18 protein-coding genes and 1 pseudogene are annotated in these 17,281 nt (G+C 70.8%); 5 read left to right on the forward strand and 14 right to left on the reverse strand.

Features of this window, described 5'->3' with window-relative positions:
• Nucleotides 1-150 precede the first annotated feature (150 nt).
• The 5 genes and pseudogenes from ABZ621_RS02490 to ABZ621_RS02510 form a co-directional block, all read right to left on the reverse strand.
• Nucleotides 151-993 carry a PP2C family protein-serine/threonine phosphatase gene (locus tag ABZ621_RS02490; RefSeq protein ID WP_360599837.1) on the reverse strand — a complete coding sequence of 281 codons (843 nt, stop codon included), beginning with the start codon at nucleotides 991-993 and terminating at the stop codon, nucleotides 151-153.
• A gap of 280 nt (nucleotides 994-1,273) precedes the next feature.
• On the reverse strand, nucleotides 1,274-1,936 hold the full coding sequence (locus tag ABZ621_RS02495; protein ID WP_360599839.1) for a DUF4389 domain-containing protein: 663 nt from the start codon (nucleotides 1,934-1,936) through the stop codon (nucleotides 1,274-1,276).
• Between the two features lie 114 nt (nucleotides 1,937-2,050).
• Nucleotides 2,051-2,956: a potassium channel family protein gene (locus ABZ621_RS02500; RefSeq protein ID WP_360599841.1), complete on the reverse strand. Its 906-nt coding sequence runs from the start codon at nucleotides 2,954-2,956 to the stop codon at nucleotides 2,051-2,053.
• Between the two features lie 15 nt (nucleotides 2,957-2,971).
• Nucleotides 2,972-4,306 carry a nicotinate phosphoribosyltransferase gene (locus tag ABZ621_RS02505; RefSeq protein WP_360599842.1) on the reverse strand — a complete coding sequence of 445 codons (1,335 nt, stop codon included), beginning with the start codon at nucleotides 4,304-4,306 and terminating at the stop codon, nucleotides 2,972-2,974.
• A gap of 53 nt (nucleotides 4,307-4,359) precedes the next feature.
• Nucleotides 4,360-4,614, reverse strand: a pseudogene (locus ABZ621_RS02510) (BON domain-containing protein); the annotation flags it as partial.
• Between the two features lie 298 nt (nucleotides 4,615-4,912).
• Here ABZ621_RS02510 and ABZ621_RS02515 point away from each other — a divergent pair.
• Entirely contained in the window at nucleotides 4,913-5,470 is a 558-nt protein-coding gene (locus tag ABZ621_RS02515; protein ID WP_360599844.1) for a GNAT family N-acetyltransferase, read from the forward strand.
• Nucleotides 5,471-5,564: 94 nt separating this feature from the next.
• Here ABZ621_RS02515 and ABZ621_RS02520 read toward each other — a convergent pair whose 3' ends face one another.
• From ABZ621_RS02520 to ABZ621_RS02540, 5 genes are all read right to left on the reverse strand, one after another.
• Nucleotides 5,565-6,872: a sugar ABC transporter permease gene (locus ABZ621_RS02520; protein WP_360599846.1), complete on the reverse strand. Its 1,308-nt coding sequence runs from the start codon at nucleotides 6,870-6,872 to the stop codon at nucleotides 5,565-5,567.
• Nucleotides 6,869-7,648, reverse strand: a complete 780-nt coding sequence (locus tag ABZ621_RS02525; RefSeq protein ID WP_360599848.1) for an ATP-binding cassette domain-containing protein — start codon at nucleotides 7,646-7,648, stop codon at nucleotides 6,869-6,871. The genes ABZ621_RS02520 and ABZ621_RS02525 overlap by 4 nt, the downstream gene beginning before the upstream one ends.
• A 117-nt stretch (nucleotides 7,649-7,765) precedes the next feature.
• A complete protein-coding gene (locus ABZ621_RS02530; protein ID WP_360599850.1) occupies nucleotides 7,766-8,857 on the reverse strand; it encodes a sugar ABC transporter substrate-binding protein in 1,092 nt (363 codons plus the stop codon).
• A gap of 500 nt (nucleotides 8,858-9,357) precedes the next feature.
• Nucleotides 9,358-9,630 (reverse strand): hypothetical protein, encoded by a 273-nt coding sequence (locus ABZ621_RS02535; RefSeq protein WP_360599852.1) that lies wholly within the window; start codon nucleotides 9,628-9,630, stop codon nucleotides 9,358-9,360.
• A gap of 330 nt (nucleotides 9,631-9,960) precedes the next feature.
• On the reverse strand, nucleotides 9,961-10,341 hold the full coding sequence (locus ABZ621_RS02540; protein WP_360599854.1) for a helix-turn-helix domain-containing protein: 381 nt from the start codon (nucleotides 10,339-10,341) through the stop codon (nucleotides 9,961-9,963).
• Nucleotides 10,342-10,482: 141 nt separating this feature from the next.
• Between ABZ621_RS02540 and ABZ621_RS02545 the strand changes: the two genes are divergently transcribed.
• Nucleotides 10,483-10,890: a RidA family protein gene (locus ABZ621_RS02545; RefSeq protein ID WP_360599856.1), complete on the forward strand. Its 408-nt coding sequence runs from the start codon at nucleotides 10,483-10,485 to the stop codon at nucleotides 10,888-10,890.
• Nucleotides 10,891-11,067: 177 nt separating this feature from the next.
• Here ABZ621_RS02545 and ABZ621_RS02550 read toward each other — a convergent pair whose 3' ends face one another.
• Complete coding sequence (locus ABZ621_RS02550; RefSeq protein ID WP_360599858.1) at nucleotides 11,068-11,727, reverse strand: hypothetical protein; 660 nt, start codon at nucleotides 11,725-11,727, stop codon at nucleotides 11,068-11,070.
• 273 nt (nucleotides 11,728-12,000) lie between these two features.
• Nucleotides 12,001-13,689, reverse strand: coding sequence for a protein kinase (locus ABZ621_RS02555; RefSeq protein ID WP_360599860.1), 1,689 nt, complete (start codon nucleotides 13,687-13,689; stop codon nucleotides 12,001-12,003).
• A gap of 337 nt (nucleotides 13,690-14,026) precedes the next feature.
• On the opposite strand from ABZ621_RS02555, the gene ABZ621_RS02560 reads away from it, so the two are divergent.
• On the forward strand, nucleotides 14,027-14,548 hold the full coding sequence (locus ABZ621_RS02560) for a hypothetical protein (RefSeq protein WP_360599861.1): 522 nt from the start codon (nucleotides 14,027-14,029) through the stop codon (nucleotides 14,546-14,548).
• Between the two features lie 10 nt (nucleotides 14,549-14,558).
• Here the strand turns inward: ABZ621_RS02560 and ABZ621_RS02565 are convergent, their stop codons facing one another.
• On the reverse strand, nucleotides 14,559-14,735 hold the full coding sequence (locus ABZ621_RS02565; protein WP_360599863.1) for a hypothetical protein: 177 nt from the start codon (nucleotides 14,733-14,735) through the stop codon (nucleotides 14,559-14,561).
• A 185-nt stretch (nucleotides 14,736-14,920) separates the two neighbouring features.
• Between ABZ621_RS02565 and ABZ621_RS02570 the strand changes: the two genes are divergently transcribed.
• Nucleotides 14,921-15,409, forward strand: a complete 489-nt coding sequence (locus tag ABZ621_RS02570; RefSeq protein ID WP_360599865.1) for a hypothetical protein — start codon at nucleotides 14,921-14,923, stop codon at nucleotides 15,407-15,409.
• 420 nt (nucleotides 15,410-15,829) lie between these two features.
• Nucleotides 15,830-16,705 carry an IS5 family transposase gene (locus tag ABZ621_RS02575; protein ID WP_319181569.1) on the forward strand — a complete coding sequence of 292 codons (876 nt, stop codon included), beginning with the start codon at nucleotides 15,830-15,832 and terminating at the stop codon, nucleotides 16,703-16,705.
• Nucleotides 16,706-16,730: 25 nt separating this feature from the next.
• On the opposite strand, the gene ABZ621_RS02580 is transcribed toward ABZ621_RS02575, so the two are convergent.
• Complete coding sequence (locus tag ABZ621_RS02580) at nucleotides 16,731-17,072, reverse strand: DUF5713 family protein (RefSeq protein ID WP_360599867.1); 342 nt, start codon at nucleotides 17,070-17,072, stop codon at nucleotides 16,731-16,733.
• Nucleotides 17,073-17,281 lie beyond the last annotated feature (209 nt).

A 17,281-nucleotide genomic window follows, 5' to 3' on the forward strand; every position in this document is an offset into this window, starting at 1 on the left:
AGCGGACGCAACGGACCCGGCGGACGCAACGGACCCAGCAGACCCAGCGAACCCAGCAGACCCGGCGGTTCCCGTCCGCTCCGGCCGGATCATGCGCCGGAGGCCCACGGATATCCCTCCGGGAGGCGACCGACCAGCGACGCCCCCTCTTCATCCCTCGGCCGGCGACCCGCCCGGTCCGCCGTCATGTCCGACGACCAGGACGGCGGCGTCGTCCTCGTGCCCCACCGTGGCCGCCAGCTTCATCACGGCGGTGGCGAGCGCGTCGACTCCCAGGCCGGCGATGGCGGTGATCCCGGCGAGCCGCATCACCTGGTCCAGGCCGTCGTCGAGGTGGAGCGAGGGCCCCTCGACCACCCCGTCGGTCAGGAGGACGAAGACGCCGCCGACGGTGAGCCGCTGGAACGTGGTCTGGTAGGCGACGCCGCGGAGCACACCGAGCGGAGGCCCGCCCTCGCCGTCGTCGATGCCGGAGCGGCCGTCGATGGTGGCCCAGATGTGCGGGATGTGACCGGCGCGGGCGCACTCCAGGGTGCCGGCGACGGGGTCGAGCCGAAGGAAGGTGCAGGTGGCGAAGAGGTCCGCGCCCAGAGAGATCAACAGGTCGTTGGTACGACCGAGCAGCTCTCCAGGGTCTCCGGTGACGGAGGCCAGCGCGCGCAACCCCACGCGGACCTGTCCCATGAAGGCGGCCGCCTCGATGTTGTGCCCCTGCACGTCACCGATGGACATGCCGATCCGCCCGCCGGGCAGGGGGAAGGCGTCGTACCAGTCACCGCCGACGTTGAGCCCGTGATTGGCGGGCTCGTAGCGCACGGCCAGCCGGGCGCCCGGGAAACGGGGAAGGTCCGAGGGCAGCATGCCTCGCTGCAGGGCCACCGCGAGCTCGACACGGGAACGCTGTGTCTCGGCCAGCTCCCGGGCCCTCGCCGTCAGCGACCCGAGCCGGACCAGGAGATCCTCGCTGCTGTCGGCCGGCCGTCTGCGGAACATCGATCACTCCGACGTCACGAGAGCCCTCGCATCGGTTCGTCTCATCTCAAGCATGCCGTACCAAGGGGACCACCTCGATGGAAAAGGTCCTACCCCACTCTGGCCGCAGGTGCCGACGTCCGCATCTCATCGGTCCGGCGCCCGCCCTGCCCGGCCCTCCGCTGGGCGCGGGCGTCGCCTTCCTGCTGCGCGCGGGCCTCGCCTTCTAACCGTGCCGCACCGCCGCCCTCGCCGACGCCGCTCCGCTCCGACACGGGGTGCGGCGCGCCCGGTGGCACCGTCAGAGGGACTTCTCCAGGGACGTCGGTTCGCTGCCGCCCTGGTCGAGGCGGAACGGGGGATAGACGTCCGTCATGAGACTCGCGTAGGCGGCGACGCGCAGCACCCAGCGGTTGAGGCCGACGACCAGGTCGAACAGGTCCCGGGGGTAGCGCGAGGTGAAGGCGAGGGCGAAGCCGGCGATGACCGCGAGCAGGGTGATCAGGCCGCCGCTCCACCAGCCGGCGCGCATGCCGCCGGTGAAGAACGCCAGGATCAGATAGTGCGGGATGGCCAGCAGCCACCACTTGACCAGCACCTGTGCGCGGGACAGCCGCTCCGGGTAGGCGATGTCCAGCCGGGCCGGGTAGCCGGGCTCCTCGCCCAGGCTGAAGGGCGGGTACCGGTCGGTGCCGAGCGCCCCGTAGGAGTAGTACGAGACCCGCCACGACCAGCGCAGGACGCCGAGGCCGAAGTCGAACAGGGGCCGTGGGTACCGCTCGGTGAACAGGATCGCGAAGAAGGCGATCACCGTCACGACCAGGAAGGCGATCCACAGGAAGAACAGCACGATCCAGTGCGGGATCGCGAGGATCCATTTGACCAGCCACAGCCAGCGGGAGAGCGGGGTGTCGAGGGCCGCCGTCACCCGGACGGGCGGGGAGAGGGTGTGGGAGCCGTTCATGTCGTCACGTCCCTGTATTGGAGGTCTCGACGGCCGTGGGTGTCATCGGCTCGGTCACGCTGCGGTGCCTCATCGCCGTTCACCTTCCGTGCACGGATCCAGTGCCCCCACCTCTCAGGATCGTCCGTTTCGACGGGGAGGGCCGCCCGGCGCCTCGGGGTGCCCGTGGTCGCGGGCGCAGGCGGCGAAGACCTGTCCGGGGCTTCCGCCCGTGCGCAGGAAACGCTCGTCGAGCACGACGGCGAGGTCCTCCAGCGCCCTGTCCAGGACCGTCGCGGAGAGCCGCACGTCGGGATGGTCCGCGTCCGCCGCCCGTTCGGCCAGGGCCAGCGCGTAGCCGAGCTGCCCGGGGAGGGCGGTGTTCTCGTCGGCGTCGTGGAAGTAGTAGGACTCGGCGTACTGCATGAAGTCGACGGTGACGGTGGCCAGCGCGGAGGCCAGTCCGTCGAGGACCGCCGCGCCGCCGCCGGTGTCGAGGGACCGGGTGGTGGTCGCGCCGCGGCGCAGGTGGGAGAGGCGCAGGGCGAGGGTTCTGCGGCGGGCGAGGGCCGGGTAGACGCCGAGGATCCACGCCACGGTCGCGGACAGCAGCACGAAGCCCACGAGGGCCTCCATCGGGGCCAGCACGCGCAGCCATCCCGTGGCCGGAGCGATGTCGCCGAGGCCGAGCGTGGCCAGGGTGACCAGGGAGACGTACAGGGCGTCCACGGGTCCGGCGTGCTGGTCCGGGGTGAGACCGGAGGCGTACGAGAAGTCGTCCGGCATGTGGGGCCAGTAGACGAGCCCCCACCCCAGGGCCACGGTCAGGGCCCATACGGCGACGACCACGACCATGCCGAGGGGCCCGGCGAGTCCGGCCGGCCGGCCACGCGAACCGCGATGGGCCGACAGACGCCAGACGGTCCGCATGACGAGTCTGCTCAGGCCGCCGTGCCGGGTCGGATGCCACAGCGTGTGGAAGACGTCCCGGAGGATGACGAGGACCAGGAGGGCACCCAGCGGGGTCACGATCCAGGCCATCGGCCGTCCCTTCCGCTAGGGCGTCGCCGTCGACCGGATGGTGATCCGGTGGCGGACCACGGCCGTCAGCGCCGTCAGGCGGGTCGACATCGGAGGGACGGGGGCGACCGGGGAGTCGAGGGCGCGCGCCGCCTCCGGCAGTGCGGCCAGGTCCGCCTCGAAGCGGGCCCGGGCCGCCGTGAGGGTGTCCGGAGGCCCGGTGCGCAGTCCGCCGCGCATCACGGTCCTCAGCAGCGGCTCCGTCCCCTCGGGCGCTGCCTCGTTCGCCAGTGCGATCACGTCGCGCAGCCCCGGTCCCCGGAAGACCTGTTTCGGGCCGGGCGAGGTGACCTTGGCGGACGACAGCTTCATGACGGGCCGGCCGTCGTACTCGACCAGCTTGTACGCGGCGTCCAGATACGGCGCGTCGGCGGCCGTGCCGACCTTCGTCCCGACCGCGTAGGCGTCGATCGGGGCGCCGTCCCGTACGAGCCGGTCCACCCCGTACTCGTCCAGGCCCCCGCTCGCGATGATCCGGACGTCCGCGAGGCCCGCCGCGTCGAGGACGGCCCGGGCCCGGCGGGCCAGCGCTCCCAGGTCGCCGCTGTCGAGGCGGATCGCGCACCCCTCGGCGAGCCCGAGGTCCGCGAACACGCGGGCCGCCGTGGCGACCCCGCGCCCGGTGTCGTAGGTGTCGACCAGGAACGTCACCGGGCCGGGATGGGTGCGGGCGAACGCGCGGAACGCCCGTTCCTCCGAGGGGAAGCACTCCACGTACGAGTGGGCCATCGTGCCGGCCGCCGGGATGCCGTACCGGCAGGCGGCGGCGACGTTGCTGGTGCCGGCGAATCCGACCAGGGCGCACAGCCGGGCCGCCTGCACGCCGGCCCCCGGACCGTGGGCCCGGCGGAGCGAGAAGTCCACCAGAGGGCGTCCCGCGGCGGCCTGCACGCAGCGGGCCGCCTTCGAGGCGACCGCCGTCTGGTGGCAGAGCAGGGACAGCAGGTACGTCTCCACCAGCTGGGCCTGCGGCAGCGGCGCGGTGACCTCCAGGAGCGGCTCGCCGGCGAGGACGATCCTGCCTTCCGGAACGGCCCGCACCTCGCCGTCGAAGGTGAGGCCCCGTAGGGGGTCGAGGTCCGCCACGGGACGCCGCAACGCCCTCGCGAACGCCTCCACGTCCGCACGGCCCACCCGGAACCCGGCCAGGTAGTCCAGGGCCGGCTCCAGACCGGCGGCGACCAGGAAGCCCCGCTCCCGCGGAAGGTCCCGTACGAACAGGCTGAACGTCGCCGGTGCCCGCATGTCCTCCCGCAGGTACGAGAGCGCCATCGTGACCTCGTACAGGTCGGTGGTCGTCACCTCGGACATGCTTCGAGCATGCGCGGCTGGCCGGCGCCCCGCACGGGGACGGGCCACCGGGTTCACGCCCCGGTGGCGAGGGTGAGGGCGCACCGGACGTCCACCACACCCTCGACGGCCCGGGTCAGACGCTCCGCGAGCGGGACGAGGGTGCTGTCGCGCACGTCGCCGGTCAGGGTCACGACGCCCGCCTCGACGCTGATCTCGATCCGGTCCCGCGAGAGCGGGAACAGGTGGCCGACGACGTTGCGGCGGACCTCGTCGGCGAGCTCCTCGTCGGACCGGAGGAAGACCTTGAGCAGGTCGGACCGGGTCACGTCGGCGACGGTGAACGGTCGTGGGGTCATGCCCCCGGACCAGGACGGACACGACGCCACGGACCCCCACGCCGTCGGCGGCCCCGAGCCGCATCGGTGTTCAAGCCGGTGGACTCCGCCGGCAGTGGTGGCGGGCCGGGAACGCAACCCGCCCCGTCGCACCGGTCCGACCCGGGCCCGGCTTCGAGCGGGACCTTCTGGTCGAGCGATCCGCAGCCCGAGCGGCATGAGCGCCGCCGACCGCCGGCGGCCGGAAATCCGGTGGCGGGACCGGCCGGCCCGTGGTGAGGATCGCGGCATGACCAACTTCCTGGAGACCGACCGACTTTTCCTGCGCGCGTTCACGACGGCCGACATTGACGACCTGCTCGCCTTGGACGACGACCCGGAGGTCATGCGCTTCATCAACGGTGGCCGTCCCGCCGACCGCGAGGCGATCGAGACGCGGACCCTGCCGCGGCTCCTGCACGACTACCCGTGTTGGGGGACCCGCGGATACTGGGCCGCGCAGGAGAAGACCACCGGCACCTTCCTGGGCTGGTTCGAGTTCCGGCCGCTGGAGGACCACAGCCCCGCCGTGGTCGAACTCGGCTACCGCCTGAACCAGGCGGCGTGGGGGCACGGCTACGCCACCGAAGGCGCCCGGGCCCTGATCGACAAGGGGTTCACGGACCTGGAGGTCGAGCGGGTCACGGCGAACACGATGGCCGTCAACACGCGTTCCCGCCGTGTCATGGAGAAGTCGGGCCTGTCCTTCCTCCGGAACTTCACCGGGGACTGGCCGGAGGCGATCGAGGGCTCCGAGCACGGTGAGGTCGAGTACGAACTCACCCGGACCGAGTGGGAACGGCGGTAGACGGCAACGACCCGGTCCACGACTCCCGACGGCGTCCTCGCCGGCGCGCACCTGGAGCAGGCGTGCGAGACGAGGCCGTCGAGACGGCGGATCCTCAGGCGCGTCCGGCGGCCTTCTGGCTGCGGCGGGACAGGGAGTCGACGACCACGGCGGCCAGCAGGACCGAACCCGTGATCATGAACTGGACGGCGTTGCTGACGCCCATGATGTTCATGCCCGACTGGATCGAGCCGATCACCAGCGCGCCGAGCAGGGCCGACCAGACCGAGCCGCGCCCGCCGAACAGGCTGGTGCCGCCGATGACGGCGGCGGCGATGACGTTCATCAGTAGATTGCCGCCGCCGGACGTCTGGCTCGCGGACTGGATCTGCCCGGCCAGGAAGATGCCGCCGACCGCCGCCATGGTGCCGGCGATCGAGAAGACGGTCATCCGGACGAACGGAACGCTGATGCCCGCCCGGCGCGCGCCCTCGATGTTGCCGCCGACGGCGAAGATCTGCCGCCCGTAGGAGGTGCGGCGCAGCACGAAGTCGAGGACGACCAGCAGGATCAGGAAGATGAGGAGCGCCAGCGGCAGCCCCTGGTACTGGTTGAGGATGGCGGCCGCGGCGAAGGCGATGGCCGCGATCACGGCCGTACGGATCACGATCTCGGCGATCGGCCGGAACGGCACCCGGGCGCGTTGGCGGCGCCGGGCGTCGAGGAGCGAGGAGGCCAGGAAGAGCGCGACGCCGACGGCGGCGGTCCCATAGGCGGCGGCCGGGCTGTGGAAGATCGTCGAGTACAGCTCGGAGACGACGGACTCGCTCGGGATGTTGACCGTGCCGCTGGTGCCGAGGACCTGGAGCATCAGTCCGTTCCAGGCCAGGTTGCCCGCCAGGGTGACGACGAAGGCGGGCACGCCGACCTTGGCGAAGAAGAAGCCGTGGATGAGGCCGACGGCGGCTCCGCCGGCCAGGGCGACCAGCAGGGCCAGCCACTCGTTCATGCCGTTCAGCACGTTGAGCACGGCGAAGATCGCGGCGCACAGGCCGCTGACGGAGCCGACGGACAGGTCGATCTCGCCGAGCAGCAGGACGAAGACGATGCCGATCGCGATCATGCCCGTGCCGACGATCTGCTGGCTCAGGTCGGAGAGGTTCTGCGCCGACAGGAACGCGCTGTCCAGGGTGCCGAAGACCGTCCAGATGATGATCACGGCGACGACCACCGGCAGCGAGCCCAGCTCGCCGCTGCGCATCTTGCGCTTGAACTCGCCGAGGTATCCCTTGAAGCCCTCCTCCCGGACGATCAGCCGCGTGTCGACGGCGGGAACGGCGTCATGGGCCGGCTCCTGGGCGGCGCCGTCGCCCGGTCCGCCGCCCGCGGCGGAGGGGTCGTGGCGGCCTCGGTCGCGCCTCATCGCTCCTCCTCCCGCTTACGGGCCTGGCGGCGGGTGACCGCGCTGTCGCTGGCCCCGGTGATGGCGGAGATGATCTCCTCGGTGGTGGTGGCGCGTCTGTCGAAGAAGCCGTTGTTCCTGCCGAGGCGCAGCACGGCGATCCGGTCCGCGACCGCCATGACGTCGACCATGTTGTGGCTGATCAGGATGGTCCCGAGACCGTGGTCGCGGAGCCGCTCGACCAGGTCGAGGACCTCGGCGGTCTGCTCCACGCCGAGCGCGGCGGTGGGCTCGTCCAGGATGACGACCTTCGGTTCGCCGATCAGGGAGCGGGCGATGGCCACGGTCTGGCGCTGACCGCCGGAGAGGGAGGCGACGGGGATCCGGACGCTGGGGATGCGGATGGAGAGGGTGTCGAGCAGTTCGCGCGAGCGCTGCTCCATGCCGACCTCGTCGAGCACGCCCCAGCTCTTCAGCTCGCGGCCGAGGAAGAGGTTGCCGACGACGTCGAGGTTGTCGCAGAGCGCCAGGTCCTGGTAGACGGTGGCGATCCCGAGGTTCTGGGCGTCGTGGGGCCGGTTGATGGTGACCTGGCGGCCTTCCCAGGCGATGACGCCCTCGTCCGGCGGGTTCACCCCGGCGATGGCCTTCACTGCGGTCGACTTGCCGGCGCCGTTGTCGCCGACCAGGGCGACGACCTCACCGGCGTGGACCTCCAGGTCGAACTCCGAGAGGGCCTGCACGGCGCCGAACCTCTTGGAGATCCCCCGCAGACTGAGCACAGGTGTTTCCGGCACGGTCAACCGCCTCCTGCCCGGCCCCCGTCGCGTTGCTCGGCCGTCCGCTGCGGACCGGCCTGTTCGAGCCGGTCCGTTCCAGCCGGTCTGTTCGAGCCGGTCTGTTCCGGATCGGGCCTACTCCAGACCGGCCTCTCGGCAGGCGTCCGCGTAGGCGGGGGTGCAGATTTCCTGGACCGTGTACAGGCCGTCCTTGACGACCGTGTCCTTGATGTTGTCCTTGTCCACCACGACCGGCGTGAGCAGGTTGGCCGGGACCTTCTCGCCGCTGCCACTGGTGACCGTGAGGGGCACCAGGTCCTTCGGGAGCTCCTTGCCCTCGGCGAGATCGACGGCCATGGTGGCGGCGATGTCGGCCTCCGGCTTGTACGGCTTCTCGACCGTGATGGTCTGGGTGCCGAGCAGGATCCGCTGGATGGCGTCGAGTTGGGCGTCCTGACCGGTCAACGGCACGTTGATACCCGCTGCCTTGAGGGCGGTGGCGATGCCGGCGGCGAGTCCGTCGTTGGCCGAGTACACGCCGACGATGTTCTCCTTGCCCAGTGCGCTGATCGCGCCCGACATCTGCTGGTTGGCGTTGTTCGGGTCCCAGTTGGGGGTGTCGTACTCCTTGCCGATCTTCACCTTGCCGTCGAGGACGGAGTGCGCACCTGCCTTGAACTCGGCGGCGTTGGGGTCGGTGGGCGAACCGTTGTGCATCACGATCTGACCGGTCTCGGCCTTGTCGCCGAGCGCGTCGAGGAGCGCCTTGCCCTGCAACTCGCCGACCTTGCGGTTGTCGTACGAGACGTAGGCGTCGACGGGGCCCTGCGCGAGGCGGTCGTACGCGACGACCTTGACGCCCGCGTCACGGGCCTTCTGTACGGAGGACTGGATGGACTTGGAGTCCACGGCGTCCAGGATCAGCACCTTGTTGCCCTTGGCGAGGGCGGTGTTGACCTGCTGTTGCTGGGTCGTGGCGCTTTCGGCGGCGTTGTAGTAGTCGATCTGCGCGTCGGGCGCCAGTTCCTTGATCTTCTGCTCGATGTACGGCCGGTCGAACTTCTCGTAGCGCGTGGTCTTGCTCTCCGGGAGCAGCAGGCCGATCTTCACCTCGCCCTGCTGCGCGGAAGGCGCGCCCGGCTGGGAAGCGCCGCTGACCGAGACCGCGCCCAGGGACAGGGCCGCCGCTCCGGCCAGGGCTATCGCGCCACGCAATGTGCGGGTCATGGGGGGCTCCTTCCGTACGCCCCCTTCCCCTCACCAGGTGAGCGCGGGAGGCAAGAGGGTGTACATGTGGCCTTAATACGACAGTAGCCGCAACGTGATGTCCGGCAAGCGGGTGACGGCCCGGCGCCGCGAGCGGGCGGCTGCGCCCCGAGGAACGACGAGAGCCAGAGCCCGAAGCCGAGCAGCTGGACCGGATGGGCTGCGGTACGGCCTCCGCCGGTGGAGCGGCCTGGGTCGTGCCGTCCGGGTGGTCACCGGGTGGTCACCGTGGTCGCCGCGTACGGCGGTGCCGAGGGTGTGGGTGGCGGCGGGGTGCAGGGCGAGGCCGAGCATGCCGTCCCGCCGCGCGTCTGCACGTGGACGATGCGCTTCGGCTCGCCGGTGGCCGGGCCGGGTGGTGGAGGTGTGGGACGCGCGGGCGTGTCGGCGGGTACGGGGGGTCCGGGGGTCCGGTGGGCCGGCCTCACGCGGGTGAGGCGGGAGGGCGGTGCCGGGGCCGGTCACGCCGGGTCCGCGGCATCGACGGGTAGCTCCGACAGGCGCCACTCCAGCATGCCGTCGTTGAGGCGTATGGCGCGGACGTCGTGGACGACCACGTCCCCGGTGGCGATCCGGGCCTGCAGCTCCTCGCGGTCGAGCTCGGCGGTGGTGTCCTCGCCGAGGTAAGCGTCGCGGGCGGCGGGGACGGCGGCCTGGTGGTGGTCGGCGACCTTGCGCAGCAGGGCGAGCAGCTGGGCGACGTCGTCGCCGGCGAGGCGGTAGTGGATGCGCACACCCTCGCGTCGGGTGGCGACGAAGCCGGCCTGCTTGAGGGTCTGCAGATGTGCCGAGGCGGTGGTCAGGTTCAGCCCGGCCGGCGGCGCCCGGGAGTGGGCCTGCGCCCGGACGCGCGCGAGCGCGTCGATCGTTCGGGTCGGATCTGAGCCCGCAGCCGTTGATGCCGAATGTGCCCGTCTGTGATCACTGAGCCTGTGCCGGCCGTCAAGGACGTGGCGGACAGCGGAGGGCGTACCGGCGACGGCCCGTGGGGAGTGATCGGGACAGGACGCCAGGCTCTCCCGGGCCCGGGCGGGCCTGTCTCCTGCTTCGTCTACCTGCGGCGGTCAGGCGTCGAAGCGGTGGCGAGCCGCCTCGATGTGGCCGAGGTGCCGCTGGGTCCAGTCGCACATGACGTCCACGGTCGCGCGCAGGGCTTGGCCCGGCTCGGTGAGGGAGTACTCGACCCGGGGCGGGACGGTGGGGTGGACGGTGCGCACGACGAGGCCGTTGCGTTCCAGCATCCGCAGGTTCTGGGTGAGCATCTTGTGGCTGATGCCCTCCACGGTGTCGCGCAGTTGCGTGAAGCGCAGGGTCCGCTCGCCGACGGCCTCGATGATCAGCAGCGCCCATTTGTTGGCGACGTCCGAGAAGATCTCGCGTGCCAGGGAGTCCGCGCGCCTGAGATCCGCGTCGTCGTGAGCGTCGTTGAGCTGCTTGGTCACCAAGAGGTTCCCCTGTCACCGAAAAGTGCGTTCTTCCACGTCAGTGGCCACTCTCCTACGGTTACCGAGTCACCACAAGGGACCACCGGCCGCCCGCTGCGGCGGGAGTACGGCCGTGGGTCCTCACCACGGAAGGGAGCGGACATGGCCATCGAACTGGTGGATCCGGCGGGGCTGGTCAAGGTGGACCTCTACCGGCAGGCGGCGGTGGCGACGGGGTCGAGACTGGTCTTCGTCGCCGGACAGGTCGCCTGGGACGCCGACGGGGCACTGGTCGGCGAGGGCGACCTCGCGGCACAGGTGGAGCAGTGCTACCTCAACGTCGCCGCGGCTCTCGCCGAAGTCGGTGCCTCCTTCGCCCAGGTCGCGAAGCTGACCGTCTACGCGGTCGACTGGGCGCCCGACAAGATGCCCCTGTTCGTCGAAGGCGTCGAGCGGGCGTCCGCGAGGCTGGGGCCCCTGCCCGCCCCGCCGCTGACCGGGATCGGGGTCGCGGCGCTGGCCGACCCCCGCCTGCTCGTGGAGGTGGAGGCCACGGCGGTCGTCGACTGATCGGCGTCCGTCGCCGAGCCGGTACGTCCGGGGCGGCGGGCGGCGGTGGATCTGCCGGTCGGCGGCAAGGGCGCCGCTGTCCCTCCGCAGCGCCCGTGACGTGGGGTCGGGCACGGCTTCGAGTTCACCGCGCTGACATCGGCGGACGGTGATCCCGGTGGACGTCCCCGCGATGGTTCAGGACGCCGCCGCTGCCTTGTGGATCCGAGGGGCGAAGAGCTGGGCCAGGGAATGGGCGGTGCCGGTGTCCAGGGTGCTGCCGTCCCCTTCCAGCAGCACCTGGGCGACGACCGTGCCCGTGCACATGAAGACGTTGAGTCCGTCCAGGCCGCCGGCGTTGCGGTAGTAGGCGTAGCTGTCGACGCCGGGAATCGGGGACACCTGAGCCTTGGTGTACTTGGCCGACCAGTTCTTTTCCTTGCGGCAGGCGTCCTGGGCGGCGCTCTTGTCCGCGAAGGCCGTCAGGTCGAACTGGGCCTCCTCGCCGGCCGCCTCGAAGTCCGCCTCGCCGCGCGCGATCCTGGCGCAGTACCAGTCCGCGTCCGGACCGCAGTTCGCGGCGGGTTCGGGCGCTTCCTCGATCTCCGCGCCGGCGCTTCGCGGCGTCCACCCGGCCATCGACGCCGGGTCGGGCAGTGCCTGCTCGAACCTCTCCTCGGTGTCGAAGACGGTGTCGAAGTCGGCCTCGTCGACCGCCGGGCCGCCCGAACCCGAACCCGCTTCCTTCTCGGCGCTGTCGCCGGTGGGCTGCTTGGCCGGCGCCGTGCCGGAGCCGGTGCCTCCGCAGCCGGTGGCGAGGGTTGCCAGCGCCACGATCAGTGCCGCACTCGAACCCATGCGAAACCTCAAGACGTACTCCCCGTTGTCCGTTGCTCACCAGACCATCGACGCGACGGTCTGTCGTTGCGTCAGATGATTCTGGCCGTCGCCGGCTTGGCGATCAAACGTATGTCTGTGGAAAGGAACGCTCCGCCCCTCATGGGTGAGGGCGGATCGGCAGGCGTGGCAGGCCGGTCGACGACGAGGTAGTCGATCCGGCGACCTCCAGGGGCCCCGGCACCACCGGGACAACGCGAACGGCCCGATCGCTGTCGCCACGACGCTGAGCGCCTACCTTCGAGCCGCCGCCGGACGGTCCGGGGGAAGGCTTGCGAGGGGTGCCGCTCGCCACGCCCAGCGGATCCGCAGCGCGGTCCGGAACAGCACGACGGGGGTCGCGCAGGCACACGCGATGGTCACCGGGAGCATGGCAGAGGCGGGATGGATCCCCATGACGCGGACGGCCGAGTGGGCGGTGTACTGGTGGACGATCGGTTCGATGGCGTCGTCCAGGACGGTGAACTGGGCGAAGTGCAGCCCCCAGACGGCGCACACCGCCAGCCAGTAGCACCCCGCTGCCACCGTCCAGGCCCGCACGGCAGCGGCGCCGGAGGTGCCGCCGAGACGAGAGCGGAAGTACAGGAGCGGGGCCAGGGCGCACAGCAGCACCGCGTACGTCGGAGTCCGCCACCAGTCGTCCACGGCCCAGCCTGGGACGTCCGCGAGGAGGTTCGCCATGATGGCGGGCTCCAGATGGCCCGTCGTCAACAGATCGTCGAACTTGCCCAGGACCAACGCGTAGGCGGCCGGCGGGGTGAGGGCGAGCAGCCACATGATCGGGTGGCCGAGCCCCCTCTTCAGGCGGCGTGTCACCTCGCCCGGCGCTGAGGGCGGCGGAACGACGGGCACGGGGCGCCGGTCCGGCGCGTAGGACGGTACGACCGGGTCGAGCCGAGGCTGGGTCGGCAGGCCGGCGAGCGGAGAGGGGGGCGGGTCATGAGGGATGTCGGCGCCCGAGCCGGACCCGGCCGAAGCGGGCGGGCGTGCCCCGCCGTGAGGTGCGCGGTCGAGGACCGTGGCAACGTGTCGTCCGTCCGGGGTGTCGACGGCGGCCGTGTCGCCCCCGGCGACCTGCAGGATCTGTGCGCGCATGCTCCGGGCGTCCGGGAAGCGGTCCTGCGGACTCTTCGCCAGCGCCCGTGTCAGCAAGGCCTGCACTTCTCCGGGCACCTGGACGCCCAGCGAGCTGAGTGCGGGCGGTTCGGCGTTGACGTGCTGGTAGCCGATCTGGAACCCGGATTCCGCGTCGAACGGCAGCTTTCCGGTGAGGAGTTGGAAGAGAATGACACCGACGGCGTAGAGATCGCAGCGCGGGTCGACGGGACTGCCGGCCGTGAACTGCTCCGGGGCCATGTAGTGCGGCGTCCCCACGATGAAGCCGGTGCCGGTCAGGGCGGTGGCCTGCGCGTCCAGGGCTCGTGCGATCCCGAAGTCCATGACCTTCACCGAGCCGGCCTCGGTGACCATCACATTGGCCGGCTTCACGTCACGGTGCACCAGCCCGGCGGCATGGCTCGCAGCCAGGGCATCCAGGATCTCGGAGACGAACCGCAGGGCCTCGGCCAGCGGCAGCCCGCCGGGGTTGGGGGGCACGTAGTGGCTCAGTGGCCTTCCCCGGACGTACTCCATCACCAAGTACGGCACACGCACGCCGGCCACGTCCTCCTCGAGCACGTCATGCACCGCCACCACGTGAGCGTGGCTGAGAGCGGCGGCCGCGCGCGCTTCGCGGCGGAAGCGTTCCCGCCCGGCCGGATCGCCGCCTGGCACGGTCGTCATGGTCTTGATCGCGACCGTCCGGCCCAGGGCATCGTCGTGTGCCCGGTAGACCGCTGCCATCCCGCCCCTGCCGAGCAGCTCACCGATCAGGAAACGTCCCTGAGCGAGCCGGACTCCCGGCCCGATGCCGCGGGTCATCATCGAACTCCCCTGTTGACTCGGTGTAGTTGCGCGGGCCCGGGGCCCCGACATCGGCCCCACCGTTCCCGCCGGCCCACCGCGTCGCAAGTATGCCCGACCCGGCATGAGCACGGACGCGCCTTCGTACGGCTGGTAGTGCGCGGGCTGTTCGCGGTGGTGGCAAGAGGGGTGCGGACGGTAGTGCGCACGGTGATGCCGGTGCCCTGATGGGCGCGGACCGCGAGGCGCCTTCCACCGAGGCCGGTGAGTGCTTCGTGGAGGCCGGGCGGGGTGCCCCGCCGGCCGGGACGCCCAAGAACTCGCGGGCGTACGTCGGGAGTGCTCTAGGTTGGCTGCCGTGAGTGCGCGGGGGCGGAGTTACCGGTACGTCGGACCGGTCGAGCTGAAGGCTGCGGTCCGGCCCGGCGGCGTCGGGCGCCGAATCGGCTCGGCGGCCGACTTCCACGGCTGGATCGCCGAGCGATCGGCGGCGGAGCTCGCCGAGCCGTTCACCTTCGTCGTCGGCGCGGACGGTGTGCTTCGGCCGGCGCCGCGGCGGAGCGAGCACGTGGCCTGTGCCGGCGGAGCCATGGTTCTGAGTGCCGGCGAGATGGGCTTCGCGCGCGAGGGGGACCGGTGGACTGTGAGCGAGGTCAGCAACCAGTCCACCGGATACTGCCCCGACGTCGCCTCATGGTCGGCAGTCGCTCGTGCTCTGGACGACATAGGCCTCGAACGGCCCTCCGGCTTCACCCACGAGGTGGTGTTCCGCCGGTGCCTCGGCTGCCAGGAACACAACATCGTGCGCGAGAACGACTTCGTCTGCGTCTTCTGCGGCGGCGATCTGCCGGAGCCGTGGAACGTGGACCCCGGCAGTTGACGGCCGAGGGTCACGGGCACTCGTTGATGACCGTGACGAGGACGGTCGCCTCGCGGCGGACCGCGAGCCGGCCGTATCGCGGGGCGACCGCGCGGTGTCCCTTGAGGCGGTTGATCCCGCACCCCACCGCGTGACGCTCGCGGTGGTCGACCGGGTCGAACCGCGGGTGCCGGCCACCGCCGTTCACGGTCCTTGTCGACGGTTGCGGCAGCGCGGGAGGTCTGGGCTGCGGAGGCGGATGCCACCCAGGCGGCTGCTTTGTTGAACGCGTTCAATAAATCTGGCAAGGTGTCGCTCTACGGCCTCTCCTGTCGGTTGGCCGATACGGGCTGACGGTGGGAGGTCCTGGTGGCGGGCGGAAGTGGAGGGCGCATGCGGGGAGCGGCCCTCGGCGTCTTGATCGTGGTATCGGCTGTTCTGACCGCGTGTGCCGGCCCCTATCAGTACTACGAGGGAACCGGGCTCCACGACGCCACGGCGGCCGAAGTCGCCGGGGGCTGGGAGAACGTGGAGGGGACCCGCGTGGCGCTGCGCAAAGACGGAACGGCGCTTCTCGAAAGGCTCGACGGGCACGACTTCGACTTCGAGGAAGGCTGGCGCCTCTCCGGTACGGGAACCTGGCAACTGGTCGACGACGAAGGCGGACAGGTCGTCCGGCTCGCGCTGACGACCCGCACGCGAGTCGAGAGGCGTCTTCCTGTGACGGCGGGGACTGACCCCTCGGCTGTGGAGCCCCCGTCGACGTACTCGTGGTCCTTCTACGTGGACCGCGATCGGCACGATGGGCTGGTGCTGTTCTTCATGTACGGCGACCCGGACATCGGCAACATGTACGTGATGACGCGCGAGGCGGGGTCATAGCCATGCGTTGATCGCAGCGACGAGCACGGCCGCCTCGAAACGGACTGCCAACTTGTCTCTTGAGACGGTTGATCCCGCGCTCGACCGCATGGCCCTGGCGAGAGTTGACCGGTTCGAGGCGCGGCGGCTGCCGCGGGAACCGAGCTTCCGCCGGTTGCGCGCTGCTGGTCGGCGGTGGGGTGTGGTGCGGGCGCCATGCGGACTGCCCTGCCCTGCCCAGGGCTGGGCATCGCGCGTCGTGGACCGTACGAGCAGTGGTGTCAGCGCGGCTGCTGCTCGGCGATCACTGCTCAGTCGTCGCCCGCGCGGCCGTTGGCGATGGCCTGGTCGAACACGCCTCTGAGCGGTCCGCCGAACGGCAGGGAGACCGCTAGGCCGTGTGTCAAAAGTGGATCTTGGGGCTATGAATGATCACGGTTCATGGGGCGGGGAGATCTCACGGACGAGCAGTGGGCGGTGCTGGAACCGCTGTTGCCGAAGGGCGCCAGGGCGGGACGGCCACCTGTCTGGCCTCGGCGGCAGCTGATCGACGGCATACGGTTCCGGGTTCGGACCGGAGTTCCGTGGCGGGACATCCCAGTCGAGTACGGGCCGTGGCACCGGGTCTACGACCTGTTCCGCCGCTGGCAGCGCAATGGCACCTGGCAGCGGATCCTCACCCGGCTCCAGTCCCTGGCCGACGCGAAGGGCGCGATCGTCTGGGACCTGAGCGTCGATTCCACGGTCTGCCGCGCCCATCAGCACGCGGCCGGGGCCCGAAGGCAGGGTGACCTGCAGAAGGAACCACCGGGCGGCATCTTCACCGAGCCCCATGATCATGGGCTGGGACGGTCGCGCGGCGGGTTCACCACCAAGCTCCACCTGGCCGTCGAGCAAGGTCAGAAGCCCATGTCGATCGTGGTGACGGCAGGACAGCGCGGGGACTCGCCGCAGTTCGAACCCGTGCTGGAGAAGGTCCGCGTGCCCCGCATCGGTCCCGGCCGGCCACGTGTCCGGCCCCACCGCGTGCGGGCCGACAGGGCGTACGCCTCCCGCAGGAACCGCGCCTACCTGCGGCGACGCGGGATCCGCTGCACCATCCCGGATAAGGCCGATCAAGCGCGCAACCGCCGGAAGCTCGGCTCACGCGGCGGGCGGCCGCCGTACTTCGACCCGGCCGACTACCGCGAACGCCATGCGGTCGAGTGCGGGATCAACCGACTCAAGAGACATCGCGCCGTCGCCACCCGGTACGACAAGCTCGCCGTCCGCTACGAGGCGACGGTGCTCGTCGCGGCCATCAACGAGTGGCTTTGAACGGAGGTAGCCCTCCCGTCCTGGTTCACCAGTCCCGGCCGGCGGTCAGCTCCTCTGCATCCGCTTCCGTGAACTCGTATGCCGACGCGACGAAGCAGAACTCGTCACAGATCCACTCCCGCGCCACCGTCTCGATCCCGCTTCCGGCCGCCACGAACTCTCTGTCCAGCAGGTTGAACTCCTCCGTCGCAGCCTGGGTGAGTGCATACAAGCTCTCCAGGTCCGACGGCCGCTCGGCCTCGATGCGCTCGCACAGCCGCAGCAGAATCGCCTTCCCCTGGTCGACCACGTGATCAGGGAAGTACGAGTCGTCGTACATCTGCCGCAGGAATGCGTGTCCCGCTACCTGCTGGTTTGTGATCGGCATGGCACTTCCCTATCTCCGCGAAAAGCTGACGCGCCGATCATGCACAGCACCACTGACAACGACGCCCCGCATGGACGCCAGACCGCACGCGACCAGGACTTTCACAACAGGCCCTAGCTTGATCTTTAACGTGTGCCGTCGAACGGTGCGTCGTACTTGATCACTCGGTTCGGTATCCGCCGTACACGGAAGCGGCCTTCGGCTGAACA

It is taken from the genome of Streptomyces sp. NPDC007863 (assembly GCF_040633895.1).
GTDB lineage: Bacteria > Actinomycetota > Actinomycetes > Streptomycetales > Streptomycetaceae > Streptomyces.

What these genes read in the sequence shown, in the direction of transcription:
- ABZ621_RS02490 (WP_360599837.1), bottom strand. Translation starts at nt 993, where the DNA reads ATGTTCCGCAGACGGCCGGCCGACAGCAGCGAGGATCTCCTGGTCCGG.
- ABZ621_RS02495 (WP_360599839.1), bottom strand. Translation starts at nt 1,936, where the DNA reads ATGAACGGCTCCCACACCCTCTCCCCGCCCGTCCGGGTGACGGCGGCC.
- ABZ621_RS02500 (WP_360599841.1), bottom strand. Translation starts at nt 2,956, where the DNA reads ATGGCCTGGATCGTGACCCCGCTGGGTGCCCTCCTGGTCCTCGTCATC.
- ABZ621_RS02505 (WP_360599842.1), bottom strand. Translation starts at nt 4,306, where the DNA reads ATGTCCGAGGTGACGACCACCGACCTGTACGAGGTCACGATGGCGCTC.
- ABZ621_RS02515 (WP_360599844.1), top strand. Translation starts at nt 4,913, where the DNA reads ATGACCAACTTCCTGGAGACCGACCGACTTTTCCTGCGCGCGTTCACG.
- ABZ621_RS02520 (WP_360599846.1), bottom strand. Translation starts at nt 6,872, where the DNA reads ATGAGGCGCGACCGAGGCCGCCACGACCCCTCCGCCGCGGGCGGCGGA.
- ABZ621_RS02530 (WP_360599850.1), bottom strand. Translation starts at nt 8,857, where the DNA reads ATGACCCGCACATTGCGTGGCGCGATAGCCCTGGCCGGAGCGGCGGCC.
- ABZ621_RS02545 (WP_360599856.1), top strand. Translation starts at nt 10,483, where the DNA reads ATGGCCATCGAACTGGTGGATCCGGCGGGGCTGGTCAAGGTGGACCTC.
- ABZ621_RS02550 (WP_360599858.1), bottom strand. Translation starts at nt 11,727, where the DNA reads ATGGGTTCGAGTGCGGCACTGATCGTGGCGCTGGCAACCCTCGCCACC.
- ABZ621_RS02555 (WP_360599860.1), bottom strand. Translation starts at nt 13,689, where the DNA reads ATGATGACCCGCGGCATCGGGCCGGGAGTCCGGCTCGCTCAGGGACGT.
- ABZ621_RS02570 (WP_360599865.1), top strand. Translation starts at nt 14,921, where the DNA reads ATGCGGGGAGCGGCCCTCGGCGTCTTGATCGTGGTATCGGCTGTTCTG.
- ABZ621_RS02575 (WP_319181569.1), top strand. Translation starts at nt 15,830, where the DNA reads ATGGGGCGGGGAGATCTCACGGACGAGCAGTGGGCGGTGCTGGAACCG.
- ABZ621_RS02580 (WP_360599867.1), bottom strand. Translation starts at nt 17,072, where the DNA reads ATGCCGATCACAAACCAGCAGGTAGCGGGACACGCATTCCTGCGGCAG.